The following is a 26,120-nucleotide window of genomic DNA, read 5'->3' on the forward strand; positions in this document are numbered from 1 at the left end:
CAAGGGATCTTCTGTCGGGGTCTCTTGTGGGGATTTCAACGTCACGTCTGAGGATGCACAATGTCGGCCAGCAATCTTTCAACTTTCTACCGCTCAAATTCGCTACAGTCCGCAAGGGGTTGGCCGGGCCTGAAAGTTTCCCATTTTGCGACCCAGCATCAGCAAAGTGCATCGTGCTTCGAAGCGATGCTGTCCACTTGTGTGCTGGCAAACAAGCCCGGCTCTTTCGCGCAAGGGGATCTGCCAACGTCGAATCTTGATTCGACAATGGATAAATTGCGGCAGGACCCTTTGGGCCATCTGGCACCGGATGTCGAATCGACATTGAAGGGCTTGGAGCAACACCCACTGGATCTGCTGCCGCCACATATGAGGGCGGCTCTCAAGGAGGACCAATCGCAACGCTCCAAGGCGACTGAAGCCCAACATCTGCTCCGCGTCACCCCGAAGATCGAGCCGGCTCCCAGGCCGAGCCCCGGAATCACGTGGAACGGTGGGTCGCTGACCACGGCTGAGTTGCAGATTGTTGCGGTACTCAACCGTCACAAGGACCAATGCCCGCTTAGTTGGAAGTCGTTGACCGAGAAAGCCAATGATCCCTCTACGCCACCGGATCTGAAAGCGGCGATCAAGGGACTGCAGCAGGATTCGGGACTTTTTTATGCGATTGGCTCGCAGGGCGACGGCCGCTGTGGAGGCAAGATCAACGCCAAGGACTTGGCCGGATTTTCAAACCACCACCCACAAGTTGCTGCATTTCAGGAAGCCCAAGCGCAAAGCTACGAGCAGAACTACATACCAGCCGACGGCAGCGGAGGTTTGCAGCCTTCGGTCATGACCTTGAGCGATGCCTTGCGGGAGTTTTACCGGTACTCCGAAAATCTGTCCAAGGACCTGAGTCTGGATGAGTTCAAGAAAATGGTCGGCGGCGAATCGAAAAACGGCAAATTTCCGCCCCAGGTCATTGCGGCGGCGCAATATTTCCTCGATCACCCCGATGCTTGGAACCAGTTGTGCGGTGGCTCGAAAGGGAAGATGCACAAAGAGGATTTCCTGCAAGTCGCCTCATCGTCGATGAGCCTCACGCAAACTGAGCTGAATACGGTCGAGATGATCAAGGACCATCAGGACACGTTCTTTGGAAGCGGTGTTCTGACTCGCGACAAACTGGCGAAAATGAAAGACGACAAGAGCCTTGATCCGAAAGTGCGGGAAGCAGCCTCTCAGCTCCTTTCAGATCCTCTTTTGTTTGGCCTCCTGAACAATTCGATCACGGGCTATAAGACCCATCATAAATTCTTCGACTTTGGCGGCGGGCATACGGTTGATTCCGGCAATATCAGCAAAAAAGACTTTGCCCATTTTTGCACAAACATGTCGTCTGCGAACCGCAACGTTCAGCAGCCAATCACCCACGGCGCCCAAACCGCAGAAGAGCAGAATGCCGTCGCGGACATGAAGATGGGCCTGATGGACCAGCCTGACATTAAGTCAGCCAAAAAGAACGGCGGGGCCGTCATGCACGTCGTCGACTCCGTGCTCAAAATCGAGACGAAAGTGCTCGACTTGGCGGCAACGGCGGTGGGACTGCTCAGCTTCATTCCGGGCCTCGGACAAGTAGCCGATCTTGCCTCGATGGTTCTCGAGGCTGAGTCGCAAGCAGCCAATCTCCTGCGTACGGCCATTAACGGAGGCGATATGAAGCGAGCGCTGGAGGAAGCTGGCCTCAATATGGCCGCGCAGGCGATCGGCCTTATCGCAGGCCCCGAGGTCAAGCTGGCCATTCGAAATGGGCTCGTAAAGCACCTGATGGAAGAGGCCTTGGCGGCAGGCATTGATCTTTCGGTCTCGACGGCGCAGGACTACGCAGAAGGCTATGTGAATAACCTCAAAGCGCGCCTTGCAGGCGGCCCTGAGCAAAACCTAGGCCTTCCGAGCATGCCATCATTCCAGAGTGTGGCAAGCAATGTGCCCTTCGTCGGCATTGCCTTATCCTAGCCGTCGCCTTGCGCGGAAGCTTTGGCTCGCGCGCTGACATAAGGGTCATTGTGGCACAAGCAGGGGTTCATCCGCATCAACGCAAGCGGTGTTCCTGACGCCATCTGGATCGGACTGTGAGGGGGATGTCCGAAGTCTGTGAAGGCTTCGGTATATGACGACTTCAGAGTTACGCTGAGCCCAGCCATCTCGAGCCGGTGCGCCGGGTCGAGGTTTTCACGGGCGCCGGCCGGCAGCGGGGATGGTCTCCGGAAGGCACGGCGCGGATGGTGGCGGAGCGGCGCAGCCGAAGGAACGGCTGTCGCGCGCCCAGGGCGGCCTCCCGAACAGCCAGACGATGATCTCCTGCCTTGGGCCTATATCCTTGTGCCCACGCTCAAGGCAGTCGGCTGAAAACAGCGCTGATTTAAAACAGCATTATCCTGCACTGCACCCTCGATCCTTGCGCTCACCGATCGCTCGTCGACACGCACGCGGTCAAGTCGTTATCGGCGCTATGCCGATGGGCTTCGAGAGCAAGGTGGACGCTGAGCGGTGCGTCAGCCTCAGGGCGCGGCTGGCCAGCTTTGCGTCTCACGCTCTATGACGGCAACACCCGGCTGATCCACTTGGCCTGTTCGCGGGCTCCCGGCAGCGGCGCGGAAGCCACGGTCCGCCTTCCTCGGCTTCAGGCCAAAGACACCGCAGCATGCTCCAGAGCTATGTCTGCCGCCTTCGCCCCATCGTCGCTGGTCATGTGGAAAGGACAAGTAGGCTACGCACCCCATAATCCCGTCGGGCAGGATTCGGCAGTCGACGGCGAGACATTCGCCAAACCTCATTCTTGATTCTCAGCAACGTTAAAAAAAATTCACATAATGTTCGTGAGCGTAGTCTCCTGTCAGGTGGTACATTCGCCACAATATCTGGCGTCTTAGTCGTAGAAAGGACTGTGATCCATCTTCCATTAGCATCCATACCAGCGGATTTACAGCAAATGACGAGAGAGGTCTCATGCGGATTGATGGGGATAGAAGGGCTAGCGGCTTGCTGCATCCCGTCCGGGTTGATGCCAGCCAATGTTGACACTGGTAAATCGCCTAAGGACGGCAGCGCATCTTGATCGTCTTCGAATCCTGGGCCTTTGCGCGCATGCGGATCTAACCGTCGGCGAGCTGGCCGATATTACCAGTCTGCCTCGCGAGCAGGTTCGACGCCACGTCCGGCGGCTGGTCAGAGCCAACTTTCTTTGCTGCAACGAACAACGTCCGCAGTCTTCGTACCATATGCAAGCAGGAGGCAAGGATGGCGGGCTGGCTCAATTGGTGGTCGATCTCCTGCCCCACGATGATGGCCACCATAAAAGAGACCTACAACGCCTGGAAGCAATACAAGACGCGCGGTTGAAGGGACCGCCTGCTTGATCGTGAAATAGATCAGTCCAAATGGAGCGCGACTACCATGGATAACTCCGCCGGCGGCGCCATCGCGCAGCCCGACACTTACGGGCGGCCTCACTTAGCCGCCGTCGACTCCCGCGTTCACGAACTGCTTCTAAGACAGGAGCGCCAGGAGCGGACAACTCTCAAACTGATCGCCTCCGAGAACTTTGCCTCCTCGGCGGTGTTGGAAGCGACCGGGTCGATTTTCACCAACAAGTATGCCGAGGGATACCCCGGTGCGCGCTACTACGCCGGAAACGAGATCGTCGATGAGCTTGAGACCCTCGCGATCGAGCGCCTGAAAGCGCTATTTGGCAGTGAACACGCCAACGTCCAGCCTTATTCAGGCTCGCCAGCCAACCAGGCTGTCTATCGCGCGCTTTTGAGCCCCCGTGACAAAGTCATGGGCTTGCCTTTACCCGAAGGCGGCCATCTGACTCACGGTTGGTCCGTCAATTTTTCCGGCAGCGATTATCAGCGCGTCCCGTACAGGCTGCACGAAAAGACACAGCAAATTGACTATGACCACTTGCGCGAGACCGCCAAGGGGGAACGCCCGAAGCTAATTTGGGTCGGCGGAACTGCTTATCCGCGTATTTTTGACTACGCGGCAATGGCCGAAATTGCTTCGGAGGTGAACTCGTATCTGGTGGCTGACATCGCCCACATCTGCGGCCTGGTTGTCGCAGGAGTGCATCCGAACCCCGTGTCCCATTGCGATGTGGTCACCAGCACCTCTCACAAGTCGATCCGCGGTCCCCGGGGTGGCTTCATTTTATCAAGGAATGAAGACCGTTATCAGCCCCTCCATCATCCGAAGAGCAAACACAATCTGGCCAAACGTATAGACCGCGCCGTGTTCCCTCTTCTGCAAGGCGGACCGCATATGAATACTATCGCCGCGCTTGCCGTCGCTTTGCAGGAAGCAGCGAACTCGTCCTTTCGTGTCTACGGTCAGCAGATCGTCCACAACGCCAAGGCTCTGGCCCAGGCGCTTCTGGAGCGAGGTTATGAACTCGTCACCGGGGGCACTGACAATCACATGCTGATCCTTGATCTTCGGGACCGGCCGCTGTCAGGCAAAGCCTATGCAGAGCGCTTATCGCGTGCAGGCATCATTGCGAATTTCAATATGGTCCCGGGCGACCGGCGGCATCCGGCGCTGACAAGCGGCATCCGCTTAGGGACACCAGCGGTGACGTCCATGGGCATGCGCGAAACGGAGATGGTGCAGATCGCCGCTTTCATCGACTCGGTCTGCCGCCAGCCCGATGACCAGGAAGTTCATGCGAGCGTACGAAGAGACGTTGCCGACTTCTGCACTGCGTTCGATGTTCCCGGCATCCCCGACCGATAAGCCACCCCAATCCAGAAACTCCTCACTAACTCCAGCACTTGAAGCGAGGGCATTTTTATGACCAGGCAGTTCGTGTTCTCTTCCGAATCCGTCGGCGCGGGACACCCCGATAAGATGGCAGACAACATCTCCGATGCCATTCTCGATGCGGTCCTGCGCGCCGATCCGAAGGCGCGCGTCGCCTGTGAAGTGTTGGTGAAGACGGGGATGGTCGTTGTGGCTGGCGAGATCACCAGCCATGCACACATCGATTACAGCCAAGTCGCCCGCGATACGATACTCGATATTGGCTACGACGATGATGCGATTGGCTTTGATGGTCGACGTTGCGCCGTCGTTCTGGCCCTCACCGAGCAGTCGCCCGACATAAGCCAGGGCGTTGATGAAGGACGAGGGCAGGATCTCGGGCAAGGGGCAGGGGATCAGGGCATCATGTTTGGATTCGCATGCAACGAGACGGATACATTGATGCCCCTGCCGATCCAACTCGCTCACCATTTGACGAAAAGACAGGCCGAGGTCCGGAAAGCGGGACAGCTTGGCTGGCTGCGTCCGGACGTGAAATCTCAAGTGTCCGTACGCTACGAAGGGCTCCGCCCGGTGGCGCTGGATACCATAGTCCTGTCAACGCAGCATGACGAAGCGGTCTCACAAGCCACGGTCCGCGAAGGCGTCATTGAGGAGATCATAAAACCGGTCCTGCCGGCCCACCTGGATACTTCGGGGATCAGATTTCTGGTCAACCCAACAGGGCGGTTCGTGGTCGGTGGGCCTGCCGGCGACTGCGGCCTCACAGGACGGAAGATCATCGTCGATTCCTACGGTGGGACCGGGCGTCACGGCGGCGGTGCCTTTTCGGGCAAGGACCCATCCAAGGTTGACCGCTCGGCGGCCTATGCCGCCCGGTATGTCGCGAAGAACATCGTTGCCAGCGGCCTTGCGGAGGTCTGCGAGGTTCAGCTTGCCTACGCGATCGGCGTGGCCAGTCCGGTTTCTGTCATGGTCAATACCTTCGGAACCGCAAGGATCGAGGAAAAAAGGATCGAGCGCCTTGTTCTCGAGGTTTTCAATCTCCGACCGAAAGGCATCATCAAGATGCTTGATCTCTTACGGCCGATATACCGCAAGACGGCGACATACGGACACTTCGGGCGTGAAGAGCCTGAGTTCACTTGGGAGAAGACGGACAAAGCTGACGATTTGCTGCGTGAAGCCGGACCGGCAGCTGCGTGAGGGCGGCTGGATCAAGCGCATGCGGCAACCCATTTCAACTCGCGAGACCACGCCCGGCCGGCGTGGCAAGAAGCCGGCTCGGGTTTTGGCGGAGATTTTGATGCCGGATTATGACGTGCTTTGCATCGGCAATGCCATTGTCGACATCATCGCCCAGTGCGACGAGGAATTCCTCGAGACGAACGGCATCATCAAGGGCGCGATGAACCTCATCGACACACAACGCGCCGAACTGCTCTACAGCCGCATGGGCCCGGCGATCGAGGCCTCCGGCGGCAGCGCCGGCAACACGGCGGCCGGCGTCGCCAGCTTTGGGGGCCGCGCCGCCTTCTTCGGCAAGGTCTCCAACGATGCGCTGGGCGAAATCTACGCCCACGACATCCATGCACAGGGTGTCGCCTTCGACACCAGGCCGCTCAAGGGCGAGCCGCCGACGGCGCGCTCGATGATCTTCGTCACCCCCGACGGCGAGCGCTCGATGAACACCTATCTCGGCGCCTGCGTCGAGCTCGGACCGGAGGATGTCGAGGCCGACAAGGCGTCCGGCGCCAAGGTCACCTATTTCGAAGGCTATCTGTGGGACCCGCCGCGCGCCAAGGAGGCAATCCGCCAGACGGCGAAGCTGGCGCACGCGGCAGGCCGCGAAGTGTCGATGACGCTATCGGATTCGTTCTGCGTCGACCGCTACCGCGACGAATTCCTCGACCTGATGCGCTCGGGCACGGTCGACATCGTCTTTGCCAACAGCCACGAGATCAAGTCGCTCTACCAGACATCGTCGTTCGACGAGGCGCTGGCCCAGATCCGCAAGGATTGCCGGATCGCCGCCGTGACACGCTCTGAAAAGGGCTCCGTCATCGTGCGCGGCGACGAGACCGTGGTGATCAAGGCGACCGCCATCAAGGAACTGGTCGACACGACGGGCGCCGGCGATCTCTATGCCGCCGGCTTCCTGCATGGCTACACGCAAGGCCGCGACCTGCAGACTTGCGGCGACCTTGGCTCACTGGCAGCCGGATTGGTGATCCAGCAGATCGGCCCCAGGCCCCGTCAGAATTTGCGCCGCGAGGCCGAGCAGGCGGGGCTGACCATTCCGGACGTTCAAACGAGTTAGTGGCCTACCTTCCCGTTGTGCAGGCTATCTCGCCAGAAGCGCAATCACGGAATAGGGAGATCCTGATGTCGAACATGATGAACGCGCTGGTCAAGGCCAGGGCCGAGCCGGGCATCTGGATGGAAGAGGTGCCGGTACCGGAGATCGGCCCCAACGACGTGCTGATCAAGATCAAGAAGACCGCGATCTGCGGCACCGACGTCCACATCTACAATTGGGACCAGTGGGCGCAAAAGACCGTGCCGGTGCCGATGGTGACCGGTCACGAATTCGTCGGTACCGTCGCCGACTTCGGCGCGGCGGTGACCGAGTACAAGGTCGGCCAGCGCGTTTCGGGTGAAGGCCACATCGTCTGCGGCCATTGCCGCAACTGCCGGGCGGGCAGGGGGCATCTGTGCCGCAACACACTCGGCGTCGGTGTCAACCGGCCCGGCGCCTTCGGCGAGTATCTGGCAATCCCTCAGCACAATGTCGTGCCGATCCCCGACGACGTGCCCGATGAGATCGCCGCGATCTTCGATCCACTGGGCAACGCCGTCCACACCGCATTGTCCTTCGACCTTGTCGGCGAGGACGTGCTGGTCACCGGCGCCGGGCCGATCGGTATTATGGGTGCGCTGGTGGCGCAGTGCGTCGGCGCGCGAAAAGTGGTCATCACCGACATCAACCCGGTGCGGCTGGCGCTGGCGAAAAAACTCGGCGTCCAGCATGTGGTCGACGCGTCGAAGGAAAAGCTGCGCGATATCATGCCGGCACTCGGCATGACCGAAGGTTTTGACATCGGCCTCGAAATGTCGGGTGCGGCGCCCGCCTTCCGCGACATGATCGACACCATGAACAATGGTGGCAAGATCGCCATTTTGGGCATTGCGTCGACCGGCTTCGAGATCGACTGGAACAAGGTCATCTTCAAGATGCTGCATCTCAAGGGCATCTACGGCCGCGAGATGTTCGAGACCTGGTACAAGATGATCGCGCTGGTGCAGGGTCCTCTCGACGTGTCGGGCCTGATCACACACCGCATCGGGGTCGATGACTACTTCGACGGTTTCGAGGCGATGAAGAGCGGCAATTCGGGGAAGGTGGTGATGGATTGGTAGGGATTGCCTTGGCCGCTCTTCAGGAAAAGCTGACGGGACAGCACCCCTCTGGTCCGCCGGACATCTTCCAACGAGGGGAACATGGCTGGGTGGAGAGCTATGGCTCCGCTAGGTGCGCCCCCTAATCATGATACGGCGACGTATCGCGGCCCATCCGATAACGGTCGATGGTGGCAATTCGCCTCAGCCGATGACGGAAACCCGGTGAACGGATGCTCACAGGCCCCCACGCGATAGAGGTCGAGGTGTTGCCGCCGTTTCAGCGGGTAAGATGCGTTAGACGACTTCCGGTACCTTTCCGGTCAGCGAATTAAGGAAGGCAACGAGCCGCATTGGACAGGTCGTGCCATTCCGGTTCGGGGGAAGTATGGCGCGGCTCAGCATGGCGACACGGTCGGAACTGAAGCGGCGATCGTGGAGCGTTATCGCGGCGTTGACAAGCGGCGCATTCTGAATGAGTTCGGGGCGGTAATCGGCTATTATCGCAAGCGCGCGCGATCCGTCTTATGAACCGTCGTGAGCAGAGGCCGTCTGCGGGCAAGAGCCGCAGCCGCTGTTACGGCAGCGATGTCCGCGAGGCGCTCATCGTGTTGTGGGAGGCTTCGGAGCGGCTGAGGTCCGCATCGTCGCTCGCGGCGGCCAGCGCCGCCGGGCAGGAATGAGTTCGGCAGTTCGCCGCTCGGTGCAAGCCCGCACCTTCGGCGATTGGAAAGATCCGCCGCCCGGCTTTGTTGAGCGCATTCGGGCACGTCTTGGTCGGGGAGCTTCGTGCAGACGATGGTGCTGACCGAAATTGCCACCGGCTGGACCGAATGCATTCCGGTCCGCACGCGCAACAGCGGCAATGTGATCATGGCGATCAAGCAGGCCCGCTCGCGGTTTCCCTGACCCTGTGCTGCTGTTTGCCGGCATCCGCCCGCACAGGAAGAGCTTGGAAAGCGGTCGATCGTCGTGGCCTGAATGCGGAAATCGAGGAGCCGTTGGTCGTCGATCTCCAGCCTGAACGCGGTCGTTTCCTGGTGCCGCAAATCGGCTGTTGCATACACATCCCTGTCAGACGTCAGTTTTCCTCGCCCATTTTGGTGTCGAGACGCGAAGTGCTCTTTTGGACCAGCAAGGCTTTTTGGAATCTGAGAGCGGCTTTCCGCGGGGCGCTCCATTTTTGAGCATCAAGCTACCACAGCCAATGACGCGCAGGTTCCACCAGGCTCGCCAGCCTTGAAGGACAGCGAAAAAAGCAGAGCACGACAGACACTAGAATCCATCAGGACGCCGCAGTCGTTGAAGATGCGGCGCTGCATCCATACCGTGGATGCATTTGATCCAAATAATCGATTTGTTCAATCAGTTTCTCGAAAGCTAACCCTACCCTCTGTGGGAATCGGGCTCTGAGCCGCGACGCTGCCTTGCGAGCGTAGGGGCTGCACGTAGGAGAGATGATGCAACGAGAAATCGCACGCGGGTTGCTGGCGTCGTGGGTTCGCCGACCGGCGTATTTGAGCCCGCCAGTTGGTCCTCACCCGCGCCTATTGCCACCGAGCGACTTGCATGTCCCTCCGACTCGGACCAGTTCCGAGAGCTGCGACGAGTTGCGCGCCGTGTGCTCCGATCAGATGGCCGCCGGTGACGCGTTCGATGGGCCGTCCCTCTTCGATAGGAGATGAAATGCGAACGCTGCTCGTGGATCATCATGCGGATCTTGCGCGCGCCATGCGACTTGCGCTCGGGGATGGCGGCTTCGTCGTTGATGTCGTTGGTACTCTGGAACTGGCCTCGAGTGCATTTTCTTGCGCCAGCTATGAAATTCTCCTGCTGGAATTGGCTCTGCCAGATGGCGATGGCTTGGGTTGGCTGAGGCAGTTGAGGACCCACGGGCATTCAGTTCCTGCCGTCATTATGAGCAGCCTCAACGATCTCGATAAGCGAATTGCGATCTTCAACGGTGGTGCGGACGACTTTCTGCTCAAACCCGTCTCTACCGATGAGCTTATCGCCAGAATGAGAGCCATTCTGCGCCGGGCGACACAAATGACCGACCTGAGGCTCGTATTTGGCAATCTCAACTTCGATCCGGTCGCCCGACAGGTTTTCGTTGCTGGGCACCCAATGATGATCGCACGTCGCGAACTCTGTATTCTAGAGCATCTGCTTAACCGGGCAGGCCGCATCGTGCCCCGTGCGCAGTTGGAAGATCACCTCTATTCGTTCAACGACGACGTGTCTGCCAACGCGCTTGAAGTCGGAATCTATCGTTTACGTGGACATCTGACCAGATCAGGTGCAACGCCACGGATCAAGACCATCCGTGGCATTGGTTACATTCTAGAATTGACTGACGCGTCATCCGCATAGTTTGTCGAATCGAAAGAAGATCTATTTTGCTGATCCTTCAACATCCTTGCCTTGCGCTCAATTGGCGGGCGATCGCCATCAAGGTTCCTAGACCTGCAGTGCCCCGTTACCTGGGCCATCTCCTCTGTGCGCTTATTGTGACTTTCCCACTTGGTGTCGCGGCGCAAAACAAGCAGGACAAAGGCGCGCCGCGTGCGGCTTCGAATAGCATCAACGCCACGCTGACCCTTTCCTCTTCGCTCGGGGAGACCGTTCATCTGCCCGCGCCAGCCACGACCATCTTTGTTGCTGACCCCACGATCGCGGATTTTCAGGCACCATCGAGCAAAACAATCTTCGTCTTTGGCAAGAAATCGGGGCGGACCAGCCTATTCGCCTTGGATGGCAACGGCGAGCCTCTCGCCGAATTGCGTATCGTTGTCACGCAACCGATCGGGGATTTACGCGCCATGTTGCGGGAGCAGGTCGGCGACTATCCCATCCGCGTCAACTATACGCCGCGCGGCGCAATCCTTAGCGGGACAGCGCCCGACGCAGAGGTCGCCGACACCGCAAAAAGAGTCACTGAGCAATATCTGGGCGACGGAGCGCAAGTCGTCAACAACATCAAGGTCGCTGGATCCCTGCAAGTTAACCTCAGCGTGCGCGTAGCCGAAGTCTCACGCAGCGCCATGAAGTCACTCGGCGTCAACCTGTCCGCCTTCGGTCAAATCGGCAATTTCAAAGTGGGCGTTCTAAGCGGAAGCGGTGCAAGCGCTGGGTCTGGTTCAACCCAGGGTGGCGGTACAGCAGAAATCGGATTCGACAACGGTGCCGTCAACGTCAGCGCGGTTCTCGACGCGCTCGCCAAGGAGCATATAGCGTCCGTCCTGGCTGAGCCGAACCTCACCGCCATGTCGGGTGAAAAAGCCAGCTTTCTCGCTGGCGGCGAATTTCCCATTCCTGTCCTGCAGGAAAACAGGCAGGTATCGGTTGAATTCCGTCACTTCGGCGTCAGTCTGGAATTTGTGCCGACAGTTCTCAGCAACAATCAAATCAACATTCACGTAACGCCCGAAGTCAGTGAACTGTCGACGCAAGGTGCCGTGCAAATCAACGGAATTTCCGTGCCGGCAGTTTCCACGCGCCGAGCCGATACGGTCGTCGAACTCGCCAGTGGGCAGAGCTTCGCAATCGGCGGTCTAATCAGGCGGAACGTCAACAATGATGTCAGGGCCTTTCCCTGGCTCGGAGAAATGCCGATCCTGGGACCGCTTTTTCGCTCGTCCTCGTTTCAAAAAGAGGAGTCAGAACTGGTCATTCTAGTTACGCCTTACATTGTAAGACCAGGCTCCAACCCAAACCAGATGAGCGCACCTACCGAGCGGGCGGCACCGGCTTTGAACGGAGGGGGCGCTCCGACGAATTCCGTGGCAAGTCCCCCGCGAGACCGCGCTGCTATCCGTGCGGGCGCGCCAAGCGCCCAGGGCGGTCTCGGCTTCATCATCGAATAGTGTCGTCCAATGATGTTGCGTTTTATAATCCTCTTTGTCGCTCTGGCACCAAGCGTAAGTGGCTGCACCAGTACTACGCCAGTTGATGTCGAACCATCGGCACCAATGCTTGTCCGAGAGGAGACCACCGTCCTGACGTTGCAAAGCCTGCGCGCTTCCGAACGGCAGCGTTTGCGTGTTTTCCTAGACAAGGCCAGTCGCGGCCGGTTCGATGCCCTCCACCTCCTCATCAGCGGTTCGCCCCAGCTCAGCGCACGGGTAGCCCATCAGGCCAGGCAGTTGGCAATCGAAGCAGACAACATTCAATTGCTCGATCAACACGACGCCGGCTCAGTGCGAATTGAGGCGATTGTCTATCACGCCCGTCCGCCGGTCTGTCCCTCATATGGTGCTTTACCCAATGAAGAATCCTTCAAACAGCCGCTTGGTTGTTCGACAGGATATAACCTGGCCGTGATGGTCAACGATCCGCGCGATCTGCTCGACAATCAGGCCGTCAAGTCCGGCGATGGCGATCGTGCTTCTATACCAGTTGCCACTTACAGAACATTCGGGACGGATAAAGGTGGCTGATACCGTCCCTTATCTTGGCAGCACTCCTACCGGGGATTGAAAGCTCCAATCTCGCCCTGATCTAAAATCAAAGGAACCGCTGGATGCAATATAGGCGCGATATCGAGGGCCTTAGGGCTGTTGCTGTACTTCCGGTCGTACTCTTTCATTTCGGAATTTCGGCGATCCCGGGTGGCTTTGGCGGGGTCGATATCTTCTTCGTCATCTCCGGCTACCTAATCAGCGGAAGCCTCTTGGATGACCTTGAACGCGGCCAATTTTCGATCGTCAACTTCTACTGGCGCCGTGCCCGGCGCATTCTGCCGGCTCTCGTCTTTGTGATGCTTCTCACCTGCATTGCGGCATTGTTCATTCTTCTGCCATCGGATCTGCGCGAATTCAGTCTTAGCATCATAGCTGCCTCGACTTTCTGGTCGAACGTTTTTTTCTGGAAAACGTCAAGTTACTTCTCGATCGATGCCGCGCTTCGACCACTGTTGCACACCTGGTCGCTTTCCGTAGAGGAGCAGTACTACATCTTCGCCCCAATCCTGATGTTCCTAATCTATCGCTACATCGGGAAGCGCTGGCTGACGACACTTCTTCCGATAATTCTCTGCAGCTTCGTAGTGGCGGTGATGGCGACATCGCTGGCGCCCACCGCCGGATTCTATCTGCTGCCGACCCGAATCTGGGAACTCATGTTGGGCGCCCTGCTCATGCTCAAACGCCCCCCGCCGTTGGGCAACCGATTCCTGATGGAGTCGGTGGGGTTGGCCGGATTTGGCCTTCTCGCCATCGGGTTCTTCGCGATTTCGGAGAGTGATCCGTTCCCAGGCTACAACGCCTTGTATCCATGCATGGGAACGGCCCTTCTGATCTATGTTGGCCAAAATTCCCCCTCGACGGTCGCCAGCCGCATGCTCGAAGTCCGGCCGCTGGTCTGGATTGGGCTCATCTCGTATTCGTTGTATCTTGTTCACTGGCCGCTCAATGCGTTCGCGCATTATCTTTCGTTCCAAAAACTCGATCCGTTGATGACCGGTGCGATGTTGGTGGCAAGCCTCGCATTGGCTGCATTCTCCTGGAAGTTTGTAGAGCAGCCGTTTCGACAGAAGAGGACCTTCACCGCCCCGGGGCCTATCTTCGCCTTTTCAGCGCTCGCGATCGTTGTTCTTTGTGCCGGCGGAGCGGCGGGGGCGCTCGGCAACGGCTTTCCGCAACGGTTTCCGGACTATGTCCAGCGGCGCATTTCCGTCGGGGACTGGAGGAATGGCATCTGTTTCAACGAGGGCACCAGCCGGATCGAAAGCTGGAATATGGAGGATTGCACGCGCACTCGCGGTTTTCCAACAACGGTTTTTTTGTGGGGCGACTCCTTCGCCGCGCACTATGTTTCCGGCCTGGGTGCTAACATAAATCGGTTGCAGGCGAACATCGTGGAATATACGTACGCCGGCTGCCCGCCGATACTCTCTTACTACTCTTACGCTCGTCTTGATTGTGTCCGGTTCAATCGCAAGGCCTTGGACATCATCTTGGAAGCGGACATCAAGACGGTTATCCTCAGCGGTAAATGGAGTGACTATGAGGTCAGAGGCTTCGACGGTCTTCAGCAAACAATCGATACGCTTCGTGCCCTGGGCGTGCGCGTGTTTGTCATCGGCCAGTCTCCGCAGTTCCCAACTGACGTCCGGAAAATTGCGTTCTTCGCCAAGCGCCAAAATCTGGACGATACGTCCTGGCCGATGGCGATGGACCCCGGCATCAACGAACGTGTGCGCTCATTTACCAAAGGCGCCACATTCATCGATCCGCTGAAATTCCTGTGCAGCGCAGGACGCTGCCCCTATTCCGACAGAGGAGAGTTTGTGTATTTCGACTATGGTCATTTCTCTTCAGCCGGCGCCACACTGGCAATCTCGAAATACTGGCCGGCTTTTGGCAAAGACAATGCTCTTCCTAAGACGAAGTAGCGGGTCAGACGGCTGACAAGCACCAGTGCGGGTCCCTGTGATTGCTCCTGCTTCGGCAGCAGCCGCGACGATGGAGCTGTTCAGGTTTAAGGCCACCCGATAGCGACCTAGGATGGGTGCTGCCACGCGGATCGGACTAAGCGTGCATTATCACGTAAATGTTGAGAGAATGAATGGCGCCGCGAAGGGCAATTCCAGCCATCCACAGCGACAGGCGTGTCGCGGTCCCGACATTGCAGTGGCACTTACCTGACACGGCCTCACACTGCCCTCTAAACGGCCCCGAATTTGAACTGACCACCCCTGGCCGGTTCATTGGGCAGGTCAAGGGCTAGGCTGTATTACACAGGGCTCACCCCTTTCAGTCTCAAGTTGGTACGATGGGCCGTGGACGGTCGATGCAGACTTCAAGGATGGCGAAAGAAGCTCTCTATGCGTGCGTTGTCGAGGCAAGTGCCTTTGCCAGAGATGCTCGCGGCTGGAGAGATTTCAAAATGAGCGTTGGAAGCGGAGAATGCCGCCGACGCTGTTCGGCTTGCTCGTGCCCTTGACGGTCGTAGGGTCGGCAGGGCCGACGCCAAAGTTGCCGTAGTGGTCGTAATCGACCTCGGCTGTGACCGTGAAGCCAGGAACGACCATATAGACGACGTTTGCAGCCAAACCAGAATTCTTGAGCTGATCACTCGAGACCTGAAAGTTGAACGAAGTTTTCTCGTCAAACTCGTAGGTGGTGCCCGCCCAGAAAGCCCACTGGCCGTTCCAGATGTTGTACGAGCCGCGCACATGATTGGCGATTGCGCCGTTTGAGTCCTCGTTGAGACTGCCATTGGAACCGTAGCCGAACAGTCCAAACAGCGACAGCTGGTTTGTGACAGCGACGTCGACACGGATCTTGCCGGCCAAAGCTTCGTAGTTGCTGTCATAAGCCGCGACGCCGGTGATCGAGCCCCAGCCTTGCGTGTATTTCAAGCCGGCGACAACGTGCGGAATATAGCTGTCGATAGTACCGGCTGAGCCCGATCCTTGTTCGAGCGAAATCACGGTCGAAATGCCGTTGCCGGCGTCGAAGTAGGACTGAGCCACATTGGTGTCGAAGCCGGCCGACCGAACGAGCATACTATCGAGAACGTTGCCAGCGTAGCTTACAAACGTATCGAAGGCCGACCCGTCCTTGCCAACTCGCAGGCCCCCCAGCTCGACCCAGGCAGAAGCCAGTGCGAGGCCGCTGTTGAAATCATAGTTCTGAGGACTGTCATGCGAGTTAGCGCTATTGCCAAAATTCACGTGGGTTTCGGTATAGGTCGTCAACGCGCCGAGCTCGGTCTGCTGGCCGCTCCAAGTTTTGAACGTGAAGCGTGTGTTGTTTCGCCAAGTGCCTTGGTCCTCGCCAGTTCTCACATCCGAGGTTCTTGCGCTGTCATAGGATCGGACATCACCCAGGCCGATATCATAACGGACATAGCCGCCGATGCGCAGGCAGGTGTCGGTGTTGGGAATATAGAAATACCCCGAGCCGAGGACGTCGCAGATCTTGATGTACTCGGCCGGTTCCCGCTCGGCGCCAGCTGCTCGAACGACGGAGGCGGCGATCAGAGCAGTTAAGCCAAGAAGACGATTCTTGATGTACATGTCTAGATCTCCATGAAGGAATAAAAAGGATAGAGGCGTAAGAGAAAGCTTTACTCTAAATTTTGTGCGTGTTGTCTCCAACTTGTGGACGTAAAACCGCTTGACATGGGAGGTTATCCAGCGTAAAAGCCACATGTACTTAGAATAGTGTTTTCTGCTAGGAAATTCATTATCGTTTATATGTGAAACACTCCGGTCAGACCGCTGCAGCCTCGGAATAGAGCAGCAAGCGACATGCCAACCTGAAGCGTAGATGCGGCCGACACCAAAATTGGGCCGACGCGCCTTCGTCTCGCTGGAATCACTTTTTTTGAGGGTCACTGCGAAAAGCAATGTGCGACACGGTTCGCCATGTTCGATATGTGACAGTCTCGTTTAACAGCGAGGGCTTCCCGTCTGACCGCAACGGAGGCCGCTTCATGCGCTACCGAGAAGGATTACTGCGCGCGTGCGGTCCGCAAGGGCTGCGCCAGGAACAGAGGGCGTCCACGTCCGATGTGTCGCATGGTGGCCGAAGCACCTTTTCGCCGCTGTAAGTTCGCCGTGCAGGTACATTGCGCGGCCGGTAGCGAGAAGGGAGCGCACCCTGAAACGGTTGCCTACGGCTCGCCTCGAGTAATTGGCGATGAACAGCATTCTCGAGAACTTAGTCTCGACGGAAAGAGCAACGAAAGGAAGCCGCTTGGACGAGCACGATCCGAAGGAAGAACTGATCGAGACCATTTTCCGCAACGGCACAATCACTGCCGTGGGTATCCTGCTTGCCTTTTCGCTCGGCTTCCTCACTCATTGGGCGGCGAACCCCTTGCCATGGCAACTCTACGATCTGTTCGCCGTAGTGCCGATCCTGCTCGGCATCGCACTGCAGATGAGAGCGCTGTCCATGCTGCTCGACATGAGTTCCTTGCGCCGCCCCATCTACGAACGCGCCAATCGCATTTTCATGGTCGGCCTCATCCAGACCGCGTGTGGCGTCGGGATGGCCATCTTGGTCGATCTTTTCGGGATATCGGTAGGGGGCACGCTGCCCGGCGCTTGACGACAAGCCACACCGCCGCTCATCGCTCGAAGCGACGTCAAGCCGGGGAGCCTTGTGCACCCCCTAGCGGCGCCTTCCTTTCATCAAATGAGCGGACGTCAGCTTTAGAGCGTCTCGGTGGCTAAAGCCGGTATGGTTTTTCGGCCGGCAGGGAAGGCCGCTGGCTGGACCTGGATGGCGTCTGAACGAGGCTTGACAGGTGCGTTGCGACGTTTGGCGTCGGACATGAATTTCGCATTGCAAAGTTCTTCCGCAGACGCCTCAAGTACACTGCACTGGCGTCACGTACTCAAACGTTGAATGCGGCACCGCACCATCACCTCAGGCGGAACCATGGCACGCGCACTCCCCGGCGTGGTTGATACCGTCCTGTCCAACCGAGACTGCGACATCGCCGCCTCCGCCTTGAAAACGCGGAGAAAGCGGGACGCACTGACTTAGGTCAGAGACAGGACGAGCGCGCAACGAAACAATGATGGATCAGCGACGTGGGACGACAGCTCCTTGCACACCTCAATCCTGACAAAGTACCGGGACCCCCCGGCCGCCTTGGTATACCATCTATCCGACTGTGCCAGACTTCTCTGCGGCGGTTGGTGCTGACGATTATGAGGAATGGCTGAGGGGCCTCCCGGCCGACGAATCGGTGTCGCTCTATTTCCACATTCCGTTTTGCCGATCCATGTGCTGGTATTGCGGCTTCCCTACCGCGGTCACGCGTCGCAACGGCCCGATCCTTAATTATTTGGCGGTGCTGCGTCAGGAGATCAGTTTGGTGTCGGAGCAAGCGCGGCAAGGGCTGCCGGTGAGCGATGTGCATTTCGGCGGCGGAACGCCTCACCTTATCGGGCCAGCCGAGCACTTGGCGCTGATGGAATTTCTACGCCGCCACTTCGCTTTCAGCAAAACTGCTGCGATCGCCGTGGAGATCGATCCCCGAACGTTCACACCGGAAATGGCCGAAGCCTTGGCAGCTACCGGTGTCAACCGCGCGAGCATCGGCGTGCAGAGCTTTGATCCCGATGTGCAAAAGGCGATCAATCGGATCCAGAGTAAGGTGCAGACGGCCGCTGCCGTCGAAAATCTCCGCCGGCATGGCGTTGGCCATATCAACTTCGATCTCATCTTCGGTCTCCCGAAACAGACTGTGCAGTCCTGCATCCAGACCGCGATGGCTGCGGTCGCCATGCGCCCCAACCGGTTTGCGGTGTTCGGCTACGCGCATATTCCTTCCGTGATAAAGAATCAGCGCCTAATCGAGCAGGCAGGTCTACCGGACGGCGATGTTCGCGCCGAACAGGCTGCAGCTGTCGCCGAGACACTGGTTGGCGCCGGCTACCGGGAGATCGGGCTCGATCATTTCGCTCTGCCGGACGACGAACTCGCGCTAGCGCAGAAGACCGGGCGCCTGCGGCGTAATTCGCTGGGATACTCGGCCGATACTTGCAAAAACGTGATCGGCTTCGGCGCGTCGGCTATTGGCCGAGTCGGCGAGGGGTACGTTCAGAACGAAGTAACACGGGATTCTTACGCCCGGCACATCGCAAGTGGACGTCTGGCGACATCAAAGGGCCACCGTCTGACCGACGATGACCGGGTGCGCGCAGCAATCATCGAGCGACCGAATCGATGAGTTGAGGCCACGACTCCGAAGGCATCAGACCTTGTTTGGCGCTCGTCGGCATGGGCTCTCGCAGAAGACTCCGCAAGCGCATGCAGGGGACTTCCACTTGACGCCGCGTTCATCATCATCTCGCCTGGGTGCGCTCGATCGCACAACTCGGAGCACGCTGCTCTCGGTGTGAGGCTGTGCTCTGCAAAGCACCGGTGATCCACCCTGTCCCTGGATAGCAGCTTGACGGCGTCATCTTGGAGGACGAGAAAAGATTGTCGAGGTACGGGTACGAATTGCCTCGGTCGTTCGTTCAATCGAAAGCACTGTCTGCGGAGGCACCTCTCCTTCATGCAGTGACAGGAGATGCTGGCCGACTTCCTTATCTGCTGCGGTGAGTCGATGATTTAGGCGGAGAAAGTCCATCCAGGTGGGGGTGCGGAATGTCTCCGTCCAAAGTGACGGTGTTTGCAGATTTCGCTGGAGCGTCCAGTTTCGTGCACCGGCACGGCTCTGGACGTGTCGCCGCGTGCGCATGTAGCCCAGAAAGGCCTCGATATTTTCCTCCGATATCAAATACTCGACCTTGGCCACGATAGGGCCACTTCTGGGTTTCAGATCGAGAGCCACGTCCGGCGGATGAAAAACTGAACTTTCTTGATCCGTTTCTTCCCAGGGACGGACCGGCAACACGATCCCCGCTGCTGCAACCAGCAACAGAGCGCCCGCGGCGCCCTCCAATGCTGAGGTCAAGGAATAGTTTTGCGCGACAGAACCCCAGATCCAGCTGCCAGCAGCCATACCGCCTGCGCTCAAGGCGTAGTAAATGGAGAGCGTGCGGCCTACAACCCACCTTGGGCTTGCCAACTGCACCGACACGTCAATGCCCGTCCAGGTGATAAGCCAACCCGCTCCGCCGAGCGCCAGCGAAATGGCCGCCACAGGAACCGACGATGTCAGGGCAAGGGAGAGGCAACAGACTGCACAAGCCACAGAGGCGAAGGCCACCAGCCTGTTTTGAGACGTGACCTTCCTCAAGAAGCCGTTGCCCATGCCCGCGATGAAAGCACCCATGCCGAAGCCGGCCAATAAGATACCGTAGACAATTGGCCCACTCTTCAACTGATCCCGGACGACGAGAGGGAGCAACGCCAGAATGGAGATGCTTGCCAATCCGAAAAGAGCTGCTCGGGCGGTCGCTGCCCTGATCTCCAAAGACATCGCCGTAAAGCGCACTCCGTCATGAATTGCCGTCGTCATTCTCTCACGAGGGAGAGGCGAAGAGCGGACCTCCCATTTGGTGCGCCATATCGCGCTTATAGGCGCCAGATCACTCACCGCAGCCAAGGCGAAAGCGGCCAGCGGCCCAAAGACGGCCAGGATCACGCCCCCTAAGGCCGGACCAACGCTGCGCACAATGTTGTATCCGACGGACATAAGCGTCACTGCGGCCGGAATGTCGCGTTTGTGAAGGATATCGCCGACCGAAGCGTGCCAGGCCGGATCATTCAAGGCAAAGCCGCAGCCGGCCAGGAAACCTAACCCGAGAATCAGCCAAGGACTGACAAATCCCAGACCCACAGAAATCATCAGCGTCATCGACGCCGATGCTATCAGGCAGTGTCCCGCAAACATCACCCACCGGCGGCTGAAGTTGTCGGCAATGGCTCCGGCGAAAACTGAGAGGAAGAACACCGGCAATGTAGATGCGGCCTGGACGAGTGCAACCATAAGGTCGGACGCAGAAATCGTTGCCATAAGCCAACTGATGGCGACCGTTTGCACTAGCCAACCCAGGCTGGAAATCTGGGTGGCCGTCCAAATTGAGCGAAACACCTTGTTTCGAAATGGGGCGAGCGTCTTTGAAACGGGCGGTTGAGGATTTTCGCTCTGCATGAGGTTTTGCTGGCCTTCGATGAGCGCTGCGATTTGAGCAAGCGGTTCGGTACTTAGACATCGCGGAGCACCGCACGGAACCAGCTCTATGGAGCTTGCCGGCGACTATTTACGTATTGAGCCATTCTCATAGTCTCATTCATGAGCAGTCCTGTGCGCAAGCGTCGCTTTACTAAATTCCCACGACAAGCGCGCCGCCGCTGAGACCCGCACCCGCTGCCGCCAAGAGGACTTTCTCGCCAGGCCGAAACGGCTGCGCCCGATGGGCGAGCGACAATGAGAGCGGGATCGTCGCGGCGGAAGAGTTGCCATATTCGGCGATCGTCTTGACCATCGAGTGATCTGTGATGCCGAGGTTCCTGCCGACCGCGTCGAAAATGCGAGCATTGGCCTGATGCGGCACGAAACGATCGAGGTCTTGCGGCCTCAGTCGGGCAGCAGTGAGCGCATCTCTCGAGCAGGCGGTCATCATCTCCACGGCCTTGCTGAATACTTCACGGCCGTCAGTGATCGTCATCCGTGTCTGCGCGAGGTCGAGCTCGCCATGGAACGGCGTGTTGCTTCCGCCGGCGGGAATCTGGATCAGCCCGTAGCCCGAACCGTCGGAATCCACCGAAGCACCAAGAATGCCCCGGTCAGTGTCTTCGCACGGGCCGATCACCACGGCGCCGGCGGCATCGGCAAACAGCACGGCGCTGGCGCGCTCGGCCGAATTGATGCGGCGGCTGAGGATGTTGGCGGCGATGACAAGGCTCGCTTTGCCGTGCAGGCGGGTGAACCCGTCGGCGAACATCAGCGCATAGATGAAGCCGGCGCAGGCGCCGGTCAGGTCGATCGCGCCGGCGCGACCTAGTCCCAGCCGATGTGCGACCAGGGGCGCGCTTGGCGGCAGAAGATGATCGGGTGTGGAGGTAGCGAGCAACAGTAGGCCGATGTCGCCGCGGTCGATACCGGCATTGGTCAGCGCCATGTCGCCGGCGTGCGCGGCAAGGGCCGACAGCGTGTCTTCGTCCGCTGCCCAGAAGCGCGACCGTATCCCGGTGCGCCGCTCGATCCAGCCGGGTTCAAGCCCGAGACGATCTTCGATTTCCGGATTCTCCACCTTGCGCGCGGGCGCATGATGGCCAAACCCGAGAATGCGCGATGATCGGCTCATGGCTTTGAGCCGAAGCGTTCGCCGGCCTCCTCGATGGCGTCATAGAGCCCATCCAACTCGTTGCCGGTAATGCAATAGGGCGGCAGAAGGTACAGGACATTGCCGAGCGGGCGCACGAGCAGGCCGCGCTCAAGAAAAAAAGCGCGCAGTTTTGGCCCGATCTCGGCCAGATAACCGGCTGAGCCGGTGCGTAGGTCGAGTGCCGTGATGGTGCCGGTTGCCCGGCAATCGGTGAAGCGGGGGTTGTCGCGAAAGCGCTGGAGGCCAGCGGCCTGCATCGCGCTCGAGGCCGCGATCCGCTCGGCCACCGGCTCGTCGTGCCAGATCTCGACATTGGCAAGTGCCGCCGCGCATGCAATCGGATTGGCGGTGTAGGAGCTCGAATGGAAAAACGTCTTCTTGCGATCCTCGGAATAGTGAGCCTGGAAGATGGCATCGGTGGCGATCGTGGCGGCCAGCGGGATGGTACCACCGGTCAGACCTTTCGAGGTGCACAGGATGTCCGGCGAGACGGACGCCTGTTCGCAGGCGAACATGGTTCCGGTGCGCCCCCAGCCGGTCATCACTTCATCGGCGATCAGCAGCGTGCCGGCGGCCTCAGTGATCCTCTTCAATTCGGTCAGAACCCAGGCCGGATACATGAGCATGCCGCCGGCGCCGAGCACGAGCGGCTCGACGATCAGCGCGGCGGCGCGCCGGTCGCGGGAGAGTGCCTCGAACCGATCCAGCGTTTCCTGCTCGCGCCCGGCGGCCGGGAAGGGGATGGTGTCGACCTCGAACAGCAAGGGCTCGTAGGCGGCGTTGAACACGCCACGGGCGCCGACGCTCATCGCCCCGATCGTGTCACCATGATAGCTGTGCTCCATGACGACGATGCGCGAACGCGGCGCGCCGATGTTGCGGAAATAGCCGAGCGCCATCTTCAGCGCGACTTCGATTGAGGTCGAGCCACTGTCGGAATAGAACACCCGGTCAAGGCCGGCGGGTGCGAGGCCGACAAGCGCCTCGGCCAGGCGCTCGGCCGGCTCGTGGGTGAAGCCTGCGAAGATGATCTGGTCGAGGCTCGACGCGGTCGTCTCGATGGCCTTCATGATGCGGGGGTGGCGGTGGCCATGAGTGACGACCCACCAGGAAGAAATCGCATCCAGGATGCGGGAGCCGTCGGCCTTGTGGAGATAGGCGCCTTCAGTCAGCACGATTTCAGGGATCGAGGGCTCTAGCGCGTGCTGCGTGAACGGATGCCAGACTCGAGACTGCGCCATCAGTCGCCTCCGGCAATCATGGCCAGGTCGAAGCCGGAAATCATTGCATCTCTCAACGTTTCGCCCGTCAGCGGACCGAGGTGCGGCAGCCTGCCGAGCTGCGGCACGCCGCCGAATTCCACGATTGTCCTTTGCGTATCGGCCACCTCTTCGCCCATGAAGGCAATGCCGATGAGCGGGATGGAGCGGGCTCTCAGGGCCTCGATCGACAACAGCGTATGATTGATGGTGCCGAGCGCGGTGCGGGCGCACAGTATGACCGGCAGCCGCCATTGTTCGAATATGTCAATGAACCTTGTCTGTCGATTGAGCGGCACCATCAGCCCGCCGGCGCCTTCGATGACGAGCGGTGTCGGCAGGACCGGAAATGAAAGATCGTCGGCCTCGATCGCGACGCCGTCGATTTCGGCTGATCGATGCGGCGACAGCGGCATCGTCAGTCGATAGACTTCGGGCAGCACGCGTCCGTCGGGCAAGCCGGAAAGCCGGGCGACGACCTCGCTGTCAGTCTCCTCGTCGAGGCCCGATTGCACCGGCTTCCAGTAGAAGCCGTCGAGCAGCCCGGCAAGTCCGGCCGAAAACACTGTCTTGCCAATTCCGGTGTCTGTTCCGGTGACGACGATGCGTTTGGTCATGCTGTGGCCAACACCTCGACGAGAGCCTCGACCATGGCGGAAATGTCGGTCTCATCGACGTTGAGCGTCAGCGAAATGCGCAGGCGCGATGTGCCCTCGGGCACCGTCGGCGGACGTATGCCGCGTATGTCGAAGCCGCGTGCCTGCAGGGCCGCCGCCACCGCCATGGTGCGCCCAACGTCGCCGATGACAAATGGCTGGATCTGCGAGCCGCTGGGTACGACGCCGCAGCGCTCGGCCAATTGGCGGCCGGCGCAGGCAACGCGTTCCTGCAGCTGAGCGCGGCGCATGGGCTCGTCGGACAGAATAGTCAGCGCTTCGCGCGCCGCGGCCGCCATCAGCGGCGAGGGCGCGGTGGCGTAGATGAACGGCCGGCACCGGTTGACGAGATAATCGCACAGTGTCCTCGGCCCGGTGACGAGTGCACCGGATGCGCCGAGCGCCTTGCCGCATGAGTGGAGCGTGACGATGTTGTCGCGGCCTTGGCACGCGGCGGCCAGTCCCCGGCCGTCCGGTCCCCAGACGCCGGTGGCATGCGCTTCATCGAAGACGATGAATGCCTGGTACCGATCAGCCAGCGCGACCAGGCTCTCCATCGGCGCGCGGTCGCCATCCATGCTGTAAAGGCTTTCGACGGCGATCCACACTCGCCCCATGCCGCCTTCAGCGCGCCAGCGGGTGATTGCGTCCTCGACAGCGTCGACGTCGTTGTGCGCGGCCAGCTTGAACTCGGCGCGCCCGGCCTGCGCGCCCTCATGCATGCTGGCATGGGCGAGTTCGTCGAGGACCAGCAGGTCGCCTTTCTGCGGCAGCGCGGTCAACAGGGCGAAGTTGGCGATGTAGCCGCTGCCAAAGAACAGCGCACGGTCGGCGCCGAAGAATGCCGCGGCGTCCGCCTCCAGTTGCTCATGTTCCGGTGCGTTGCCGCGCAACAGCCGCGACCCGGTGGCGCCAACCGGCGTGCCCCGCGCAATCGCCGCCGCAACCGCTTCGCCAAGTCTTTTGGAGGCGGCAAGTCCGAGATAGTCGTTCGACGAGAAGTCGAGACCGGCGCGCGGTGCGAGCGTCCGCAACCGGTCCTTGCGCGCCAGTCCGCGCAAGGATGCGTCATAGCGGGCAAGAATTGCCTCGTTCATTGCGTGGCGAGTTCCATCGGCTCGATGCCGAGACGCTGGAACAGAAGGCTATCCTTGTCCTCGCCGGGATTGTCCGCCGTCAGCAGCGTGTCGCCGACAAAGATCGAGTTAGCGCCGGCAAAGAAGCACAACGCCTGCGTTTCGTCGCTCATCGCCGTCCTGCCGGCGGACAGCCTTACACAGGATTTCGGCATCATCACCCGCGCGAGCGCAACGATGCGGACGAAATCGATCGGATCGATGGCGTCGGCCGCGGCAAGCGGCGTGCCTTCGATGGGAATAAGCATGTTGATCGGCACGCTTTCCGGCGGCTCGGGCAGGTTCGCGAGCGTGACCAGCATGTCGATGCGATCGGTCTTTTCTTCTCCCATCCCGACGATGCCGCCGCAGCAGACTTTCATCCCAACCGCGCGCACGTGCCCAAGCGTTTCCAGCCGGTCGGCAAAAGTCCTGGTTGAAATAACCTCGCCATAGTAGCGCTCAGAGGTATCGATGTTGTGGTTATAGTAGTCGAGACCGGCCTGCTTCAGGCGAGCAGCTTGCTCAAGATCGAGCGTGCCGAGTGTCATGCAGGTCTCCATGCCGAGCGCCTTGACGCCCTCGATCATGGCGACCACGACGTCCATGTCGCGCTCCTTGGGACTTCGCCACGCCGCGCCCATGCAATAGCGCGTTGCGCCGCCATCACGCGCCTTGGCCGCTTCGTCGATGACATGCTTGACGTTCATCAGCTTCGACGCCTTCACCCCGGTTTCGTAATGCGCAGACTGGCTGCAATAGCCGCAATCTTCGGGGCAGCCGCCGGTCTTGATGCTAAGGAGCCGCGACAGCTGCACTCGGTTTCGATCGAAGTTCTGGCGGTGGATCGTCTGAGCTAGGAACAGCAGATCGTTGAATGGCATGCCGTAGATGGCCTCAGCCTCTTTGCGGTTCCATCGCGGAGGCGTTCCATCGACCGATTGCATGGTCTGGTTCACGTCGAACTCCGAGTTCATTCCAACCGTCATCGTCAAACCTTTGTTGCTAGTCCGGTACGCCTTCAGGAGTCTGTCGACCGGCAAGCCCGGTCCGACTTGGCTTTGGAGCGCACTCGCTAAAAGGCGAGCTGCGGCACGTCTTCCCACCGCCTTCCTACGCCTGCCGAGCTGATGTTGCTCCT

At 59.5% G+C, this 26,120-nt stretch carries 18 protein-coding genes and 1 pseudogene; 12 read left to right on the forward strand and 7 right to left on the reverse strand.

The window, feature by feature from the left end:
* Positions 1–60 precede the first annotated feature (60 nt).
* From EN885_RS17180 to EN885_RS17235, 10 genes are all read left to right on the forward strand, one after another.
* On the forward strand, positions 61–1,998 hold the full coding sequence (locus EN885_RS17180) for an HrpF/NolX family T3SS translocon protein (protein ID WP_128335197.1): 1,938 nt from the start codon (positions 61–63) through the stop codon (positions 1,996–1,998).
* 1,058 nt (positions 1,999–3,056) lie between these two features.
* Positions 3,057–3,401: a helix-turn-helix domain-containing protein gene (locus tag EN885_RS17190; RefSeq protein WP_084831489.1), complete on the forward strand. Its 345-nt coding sequence runs from the start codon at positions 3,057–3,059 to the stop codon at positions 3,399–3,401.
* Positions 3,402–3,438: 37 nt separating this feature from the next.
* Complete coding sequence (gene glyA, locus EN885_RS17195) at positions 3,439–4,776, forward strand: serine hydroxymethyltransferase (protein ID WP_128242920.1); 1,338 nt, start codon at positions 3,439–3,441, stop codon at positions 4,774–4,776.
* Positions 4,777–4,833: 57 nt separating this feature from the next.
* Positions 4,834–6,009 (forward strand): methionine adenosyltransferase, encoded by a 1,176-nt coding sequence (gene metK, locus EN885_RS17200; protein WP_128242919.1) that lies wholly within the window; start codon positions 4,834–4,836, stop codon positions 6,007–6,009.
* Positions 6,010–6,109: 100 nt separating this feature from the next.
* Positions 6,110–7,123 (forward strand): adenosine kinase, encoded by a 1,014-nt coding sequence (locus EN885_RS17205; RefSeq protein WP_128242918.1) that lies wholly within the window; start codon positions 6,110–6,112, stop codon positions 7,121–7,123.
* Positions 7,124–7,188: 65 nt separating this feature from the next.
* On the forward strand, positions 7,189–8,223 hold the full coding sequence (gene tdh / locus EN885_RS17210) for an L-threonine 3-dehydrogenase (protein ID WP_128242917.1): 1,035 nt from the start codon (positions 7,189–7,191) through the stop codon (positions 8,221–8,223).
* Between the two features lie 1,665 nt (positions 8,224–9,888).
* Positions 9,889–10,575 carry a response regulator transcription factor gene (locus EN885_RS17220; protein WP_095486062.1) on the forward strand — a complete coding sequence of 229 codons (687 nt, stop codon included), beginning with the start codon at positions 9,889–9,891 and terminating at the stop codon, positions 10,573–10,575.
* 71 nt (positions 10,576–10,646) lie between these two features.
* Positions 10,647–12,068: a type II and III secretion system protein family protein gene (locus EN885_RS17225; protein WP_245493090.1), complete on the forward strand. Its 1,422-nt coding sequence runs from the start codon at positions 10,647–10,649 to the stop codon at positions 12,066–12,068.
* Between the two features lie 9 nt (positions 12,069–12,077).
* Entirely contained in the window at positions 12,078–12,641 is a 564-nt protein-coding gene (locus EN885_RS17230; RefSeq protein ID WP_095486064.1) for a CpaD family pilus assembly lipoprotein, read from the forward strand.
* A gap of 83 nt (positions 12,642–12,724) precedes the next feature.
* Positions 12,725–14,596, forward strand: coding sequence for an acyltransferase family protein (locus EN885_RS17235; RefSeq protein ID WP_128242916.1), 1,872 nt, complete (start codon positions 12,725–12,727; stop codon positions 14,594–14,596).
* Positions 14,597–15,085: 489 nt separating this feature from the next.
* Here the strand turns inward: EN885_RS17235 and EN885_RS17240 are convergent, their stop codons facing one another.
* Complete coding sequence (locus tag EN885_RS17240) at positions 15,086–16,225, reverse strand: porin (RefSeq protein WP_128242915.1); 1,140 nt, start codon at positions 16,223–16,225, stop codon at positions 15,086–15,088.
* 682 nt (positions 16,226–16,907) lie between these two features.
* Between EN885_RS17240 and EN885_RS17245 the strand changes: the two genes are divergently transcribed.
* Positions 16,908–17,264: a hypothetical protein gene (locus tag EN885_RS17245; RefSeq protein ID WP_091595902.1), complete on the forward strand. Its 357-nt coding sequence runs from the start codon at positions 16,908–16,910 to the stop codon at positions 17,262–17,264.
* A gap of 504 nt (positions 17,265–17,768) precedes the next feature.
* Positions 17,769–18,885: pseudogene (hemN, locus tag EN885_RS17250) on the forward strand (oxygen-independent coproporphyrinogen III oxidase); the annotation flags it as partial.
* A gap of 243 nt (positions 18,886–19,128) precedes the next feature.
* Here hemN and EN885_RS17255 read toward each other — a convergent pair.
* The 6 genes from EN885_RS17255 to bioB form a co-directional block, all read right to left on the reverse strand.
* A complete protein-coding gene (locus EN885_RS17255; protein ID WP_029354881.1) occupies positions 19,129–20,772 on the reverse strand; it encodes an MFS transporter in 1,644 nt (547 codons plus the stop codon).
* Positions 20,773–20,944: 172 nt separating this feature from the next.
* Positions 20,945–21,928 (reverse strand): beta-ketoacyl-ACP synthase III, encoded by a 984-nt coding sequence (locus EN885_RS17260; protein WP_127204244.1) that lies wholly within the window; start codon positions 21,926–21,928, stop codon positions 20,945–20,947.
* On the reverse strand, positions 21,925–23,190 hold the full coding sequence (locus EN885_RS17265) for an adenosylmethionine--8-amino-7-oxononanoate transaminase (RefSeq protein WP_128242913.1): 1,266 nt from the start codon (positions 23,188–23,190) through the stop codon (positions 21,925–21,927). The genes EN885_RS17260 and EN885_RS17265 overlap by 4 nt, the downstream gene beginning before the upstream one ends.
* Positions 23,190–23,825: a dethiobiotin synthase gene (bioD, locus tag EN885_RS17270; RefSeq protein WP_029354884.1), complete on the reverse strand. Its 636-nt coding sequence runs from the start codon at positions 23,823–23,825 to the stop codon at positions 23,190–23,192. Before bioD ends, EN885_RS17265 begins: the two co-directional genes overlap by 1 nt.
* Positions 23,822–24,961 carry an 8-amino-7-oxononanoate synthase gene (locus EN885_RS17275; protein WP_127204246.1) on the reverse strand — a complete coding sequence of 380 codons (1,140 nt, stop codon included), beginning with the start codon at positions 24,959–24,961 and terminating at the stop codon, positions 23,822–23,824. Before EN885_RS17275 ends, bioD begins: the two co-directional genes overlap by 4 nt.
* Entirely contained in the window at positions 24,958–25,926 is a 969-nt protein-coding gene (gene bioB, locus EN885_RS17280; protein ID WP_245461392.1) for a biotin synthase BioB, read from the reverse strand. The genes EN885_RS17275 and bioB overlap by 4 nt, the downstream gene beginning before the upstream one ends.
* Positions 25,927–26,120: the final 194 nt, after the last annotated feature.

Origin of the sequence: Mesorhizobium sp. M6A.T.Cr.TU.014.01.1.1 (genome assembly GCF_004022765.1) — a bacterium.
Taxonomy (GTDB): Bacteria; Pseudomonadota; Alphaproteobacteria; order Rhizobiales; family Rhizobiaceae; genus Mesorhizobium; species Mesorhizobium mediterraneum.

Excerpts from the sequence above, each read along its gene's own strand:
- EN885_RS17275 (WP_127204246.1), bottom strand. The coding sequence starts at position 24,961 with ATGAACGAGGCAATTCTTGCCCGCTATGACGCATCCTTGCGCGGACTG.
- glyA (WP_128242920.1), top strand. The coding sequence starts at position 3,439 with ATGGATAACTCCGCCGGCGGCGCCATCGCGCAGCCCGACACTTACGGG.
- EN885_RS17265 (WP_128242913.1), bottom strand. The coding sequence starts at position 23,190 with ATGGCGCAGTCTCGAGTCTGGCATCCGTTCACGCAGCACGCGCTAGAG.
- bioD (WP_029354884.1), bottom strand. The coding sequence starts at position 23,825 with ATGACCAAACGCATCGTCGTCACCGGAACAGACACCGGAATTGGCAAG.
- EN885_RS17180 (WP_128335197.1), top strand. The coding sequence starts at position 61 with ATGTCGGCCAGCAATCTTTCAACTTTCTACCGCTCAAATTCGCTACAG.
- EN885_RS17240 (WP_128242915.1), bottom strand. The coding sequence starts at position 16,225 with ATGTACATCAAGAATCGTCTTCTTGGCTTAACTGCTCTGATCGCCGCC.
- EN885_RS17220 (WP_095486062.1), top strand. The coding sequence starts at position 9,889 with ATGCGAACGCTGCTCGTGGATCATCATGCGGATCTTGCGCGCGCCATG.
- EN885_RS17235 (WP_128242916.1), top strand. The coding sequence starts at position 12,725 with ATGCAATATAGGCGCGATATCGAGGGCCTTAGGGCTGTTGCTGTACTT.
- bioB (WP_245461392.1), bottom strand. The coding sequence starts at position 25,926 with ATGCAATCGGTCGATGGAACGCCTCCGCGATGGAACCGCAAAGAGGCT.
- EN885_RS17230 (WP_095486064.1), top strand. The coding sequence starts at position 12,078 with ATGATGTTGCGTTTTATAATCCTCTTTGTCGCTCTGGCACCAAGCGTA.
- EN885_RS17205 (WP_128242918.1), top strand. The coding sequence starts at position 6,110 with ATGCCGGATTATGACGTGCTTTGCATCGGCAATGCCATTGTCGACATC.
- EN885_RS17190 (WP_084831489.1), top strand. The coding sequence starts at position 3,057 with ATGTTGACACTGGTAAATCGCCTAAGGACGGCAGCGCATCTTGATCGT.
- metK (WP_128242919.1), top strand. The coding sequence starts at position 4,834 with ATGACCAGGCAGTTCGTGTTCTCTTCCGAATCCGTCGGCGCGGGACAC.
- EN885_RS17255 (WP_029354881.1), bottom strand. The coding sequence starts at position 20,772 with ATGCAGAGCGAAAATCCTCAACCGCCCGTTTCAAAGACGCTCGCCCCA.
- tdh (WP_128242917.1), top strand. The coding sequence starts at position 7,189 with ATGTCGAACATGATGAACGCGCTGGTCAAGGCCAGGGCCGAGCCGGGC.
- EN885_RS17260 (WP_127204244.1), bottom strand. The coding sequence starts at position 21,928 with ATGAGCCGATCATCGCGCATTCTCGGGTTTGGCCATCATGCGCCCGCG.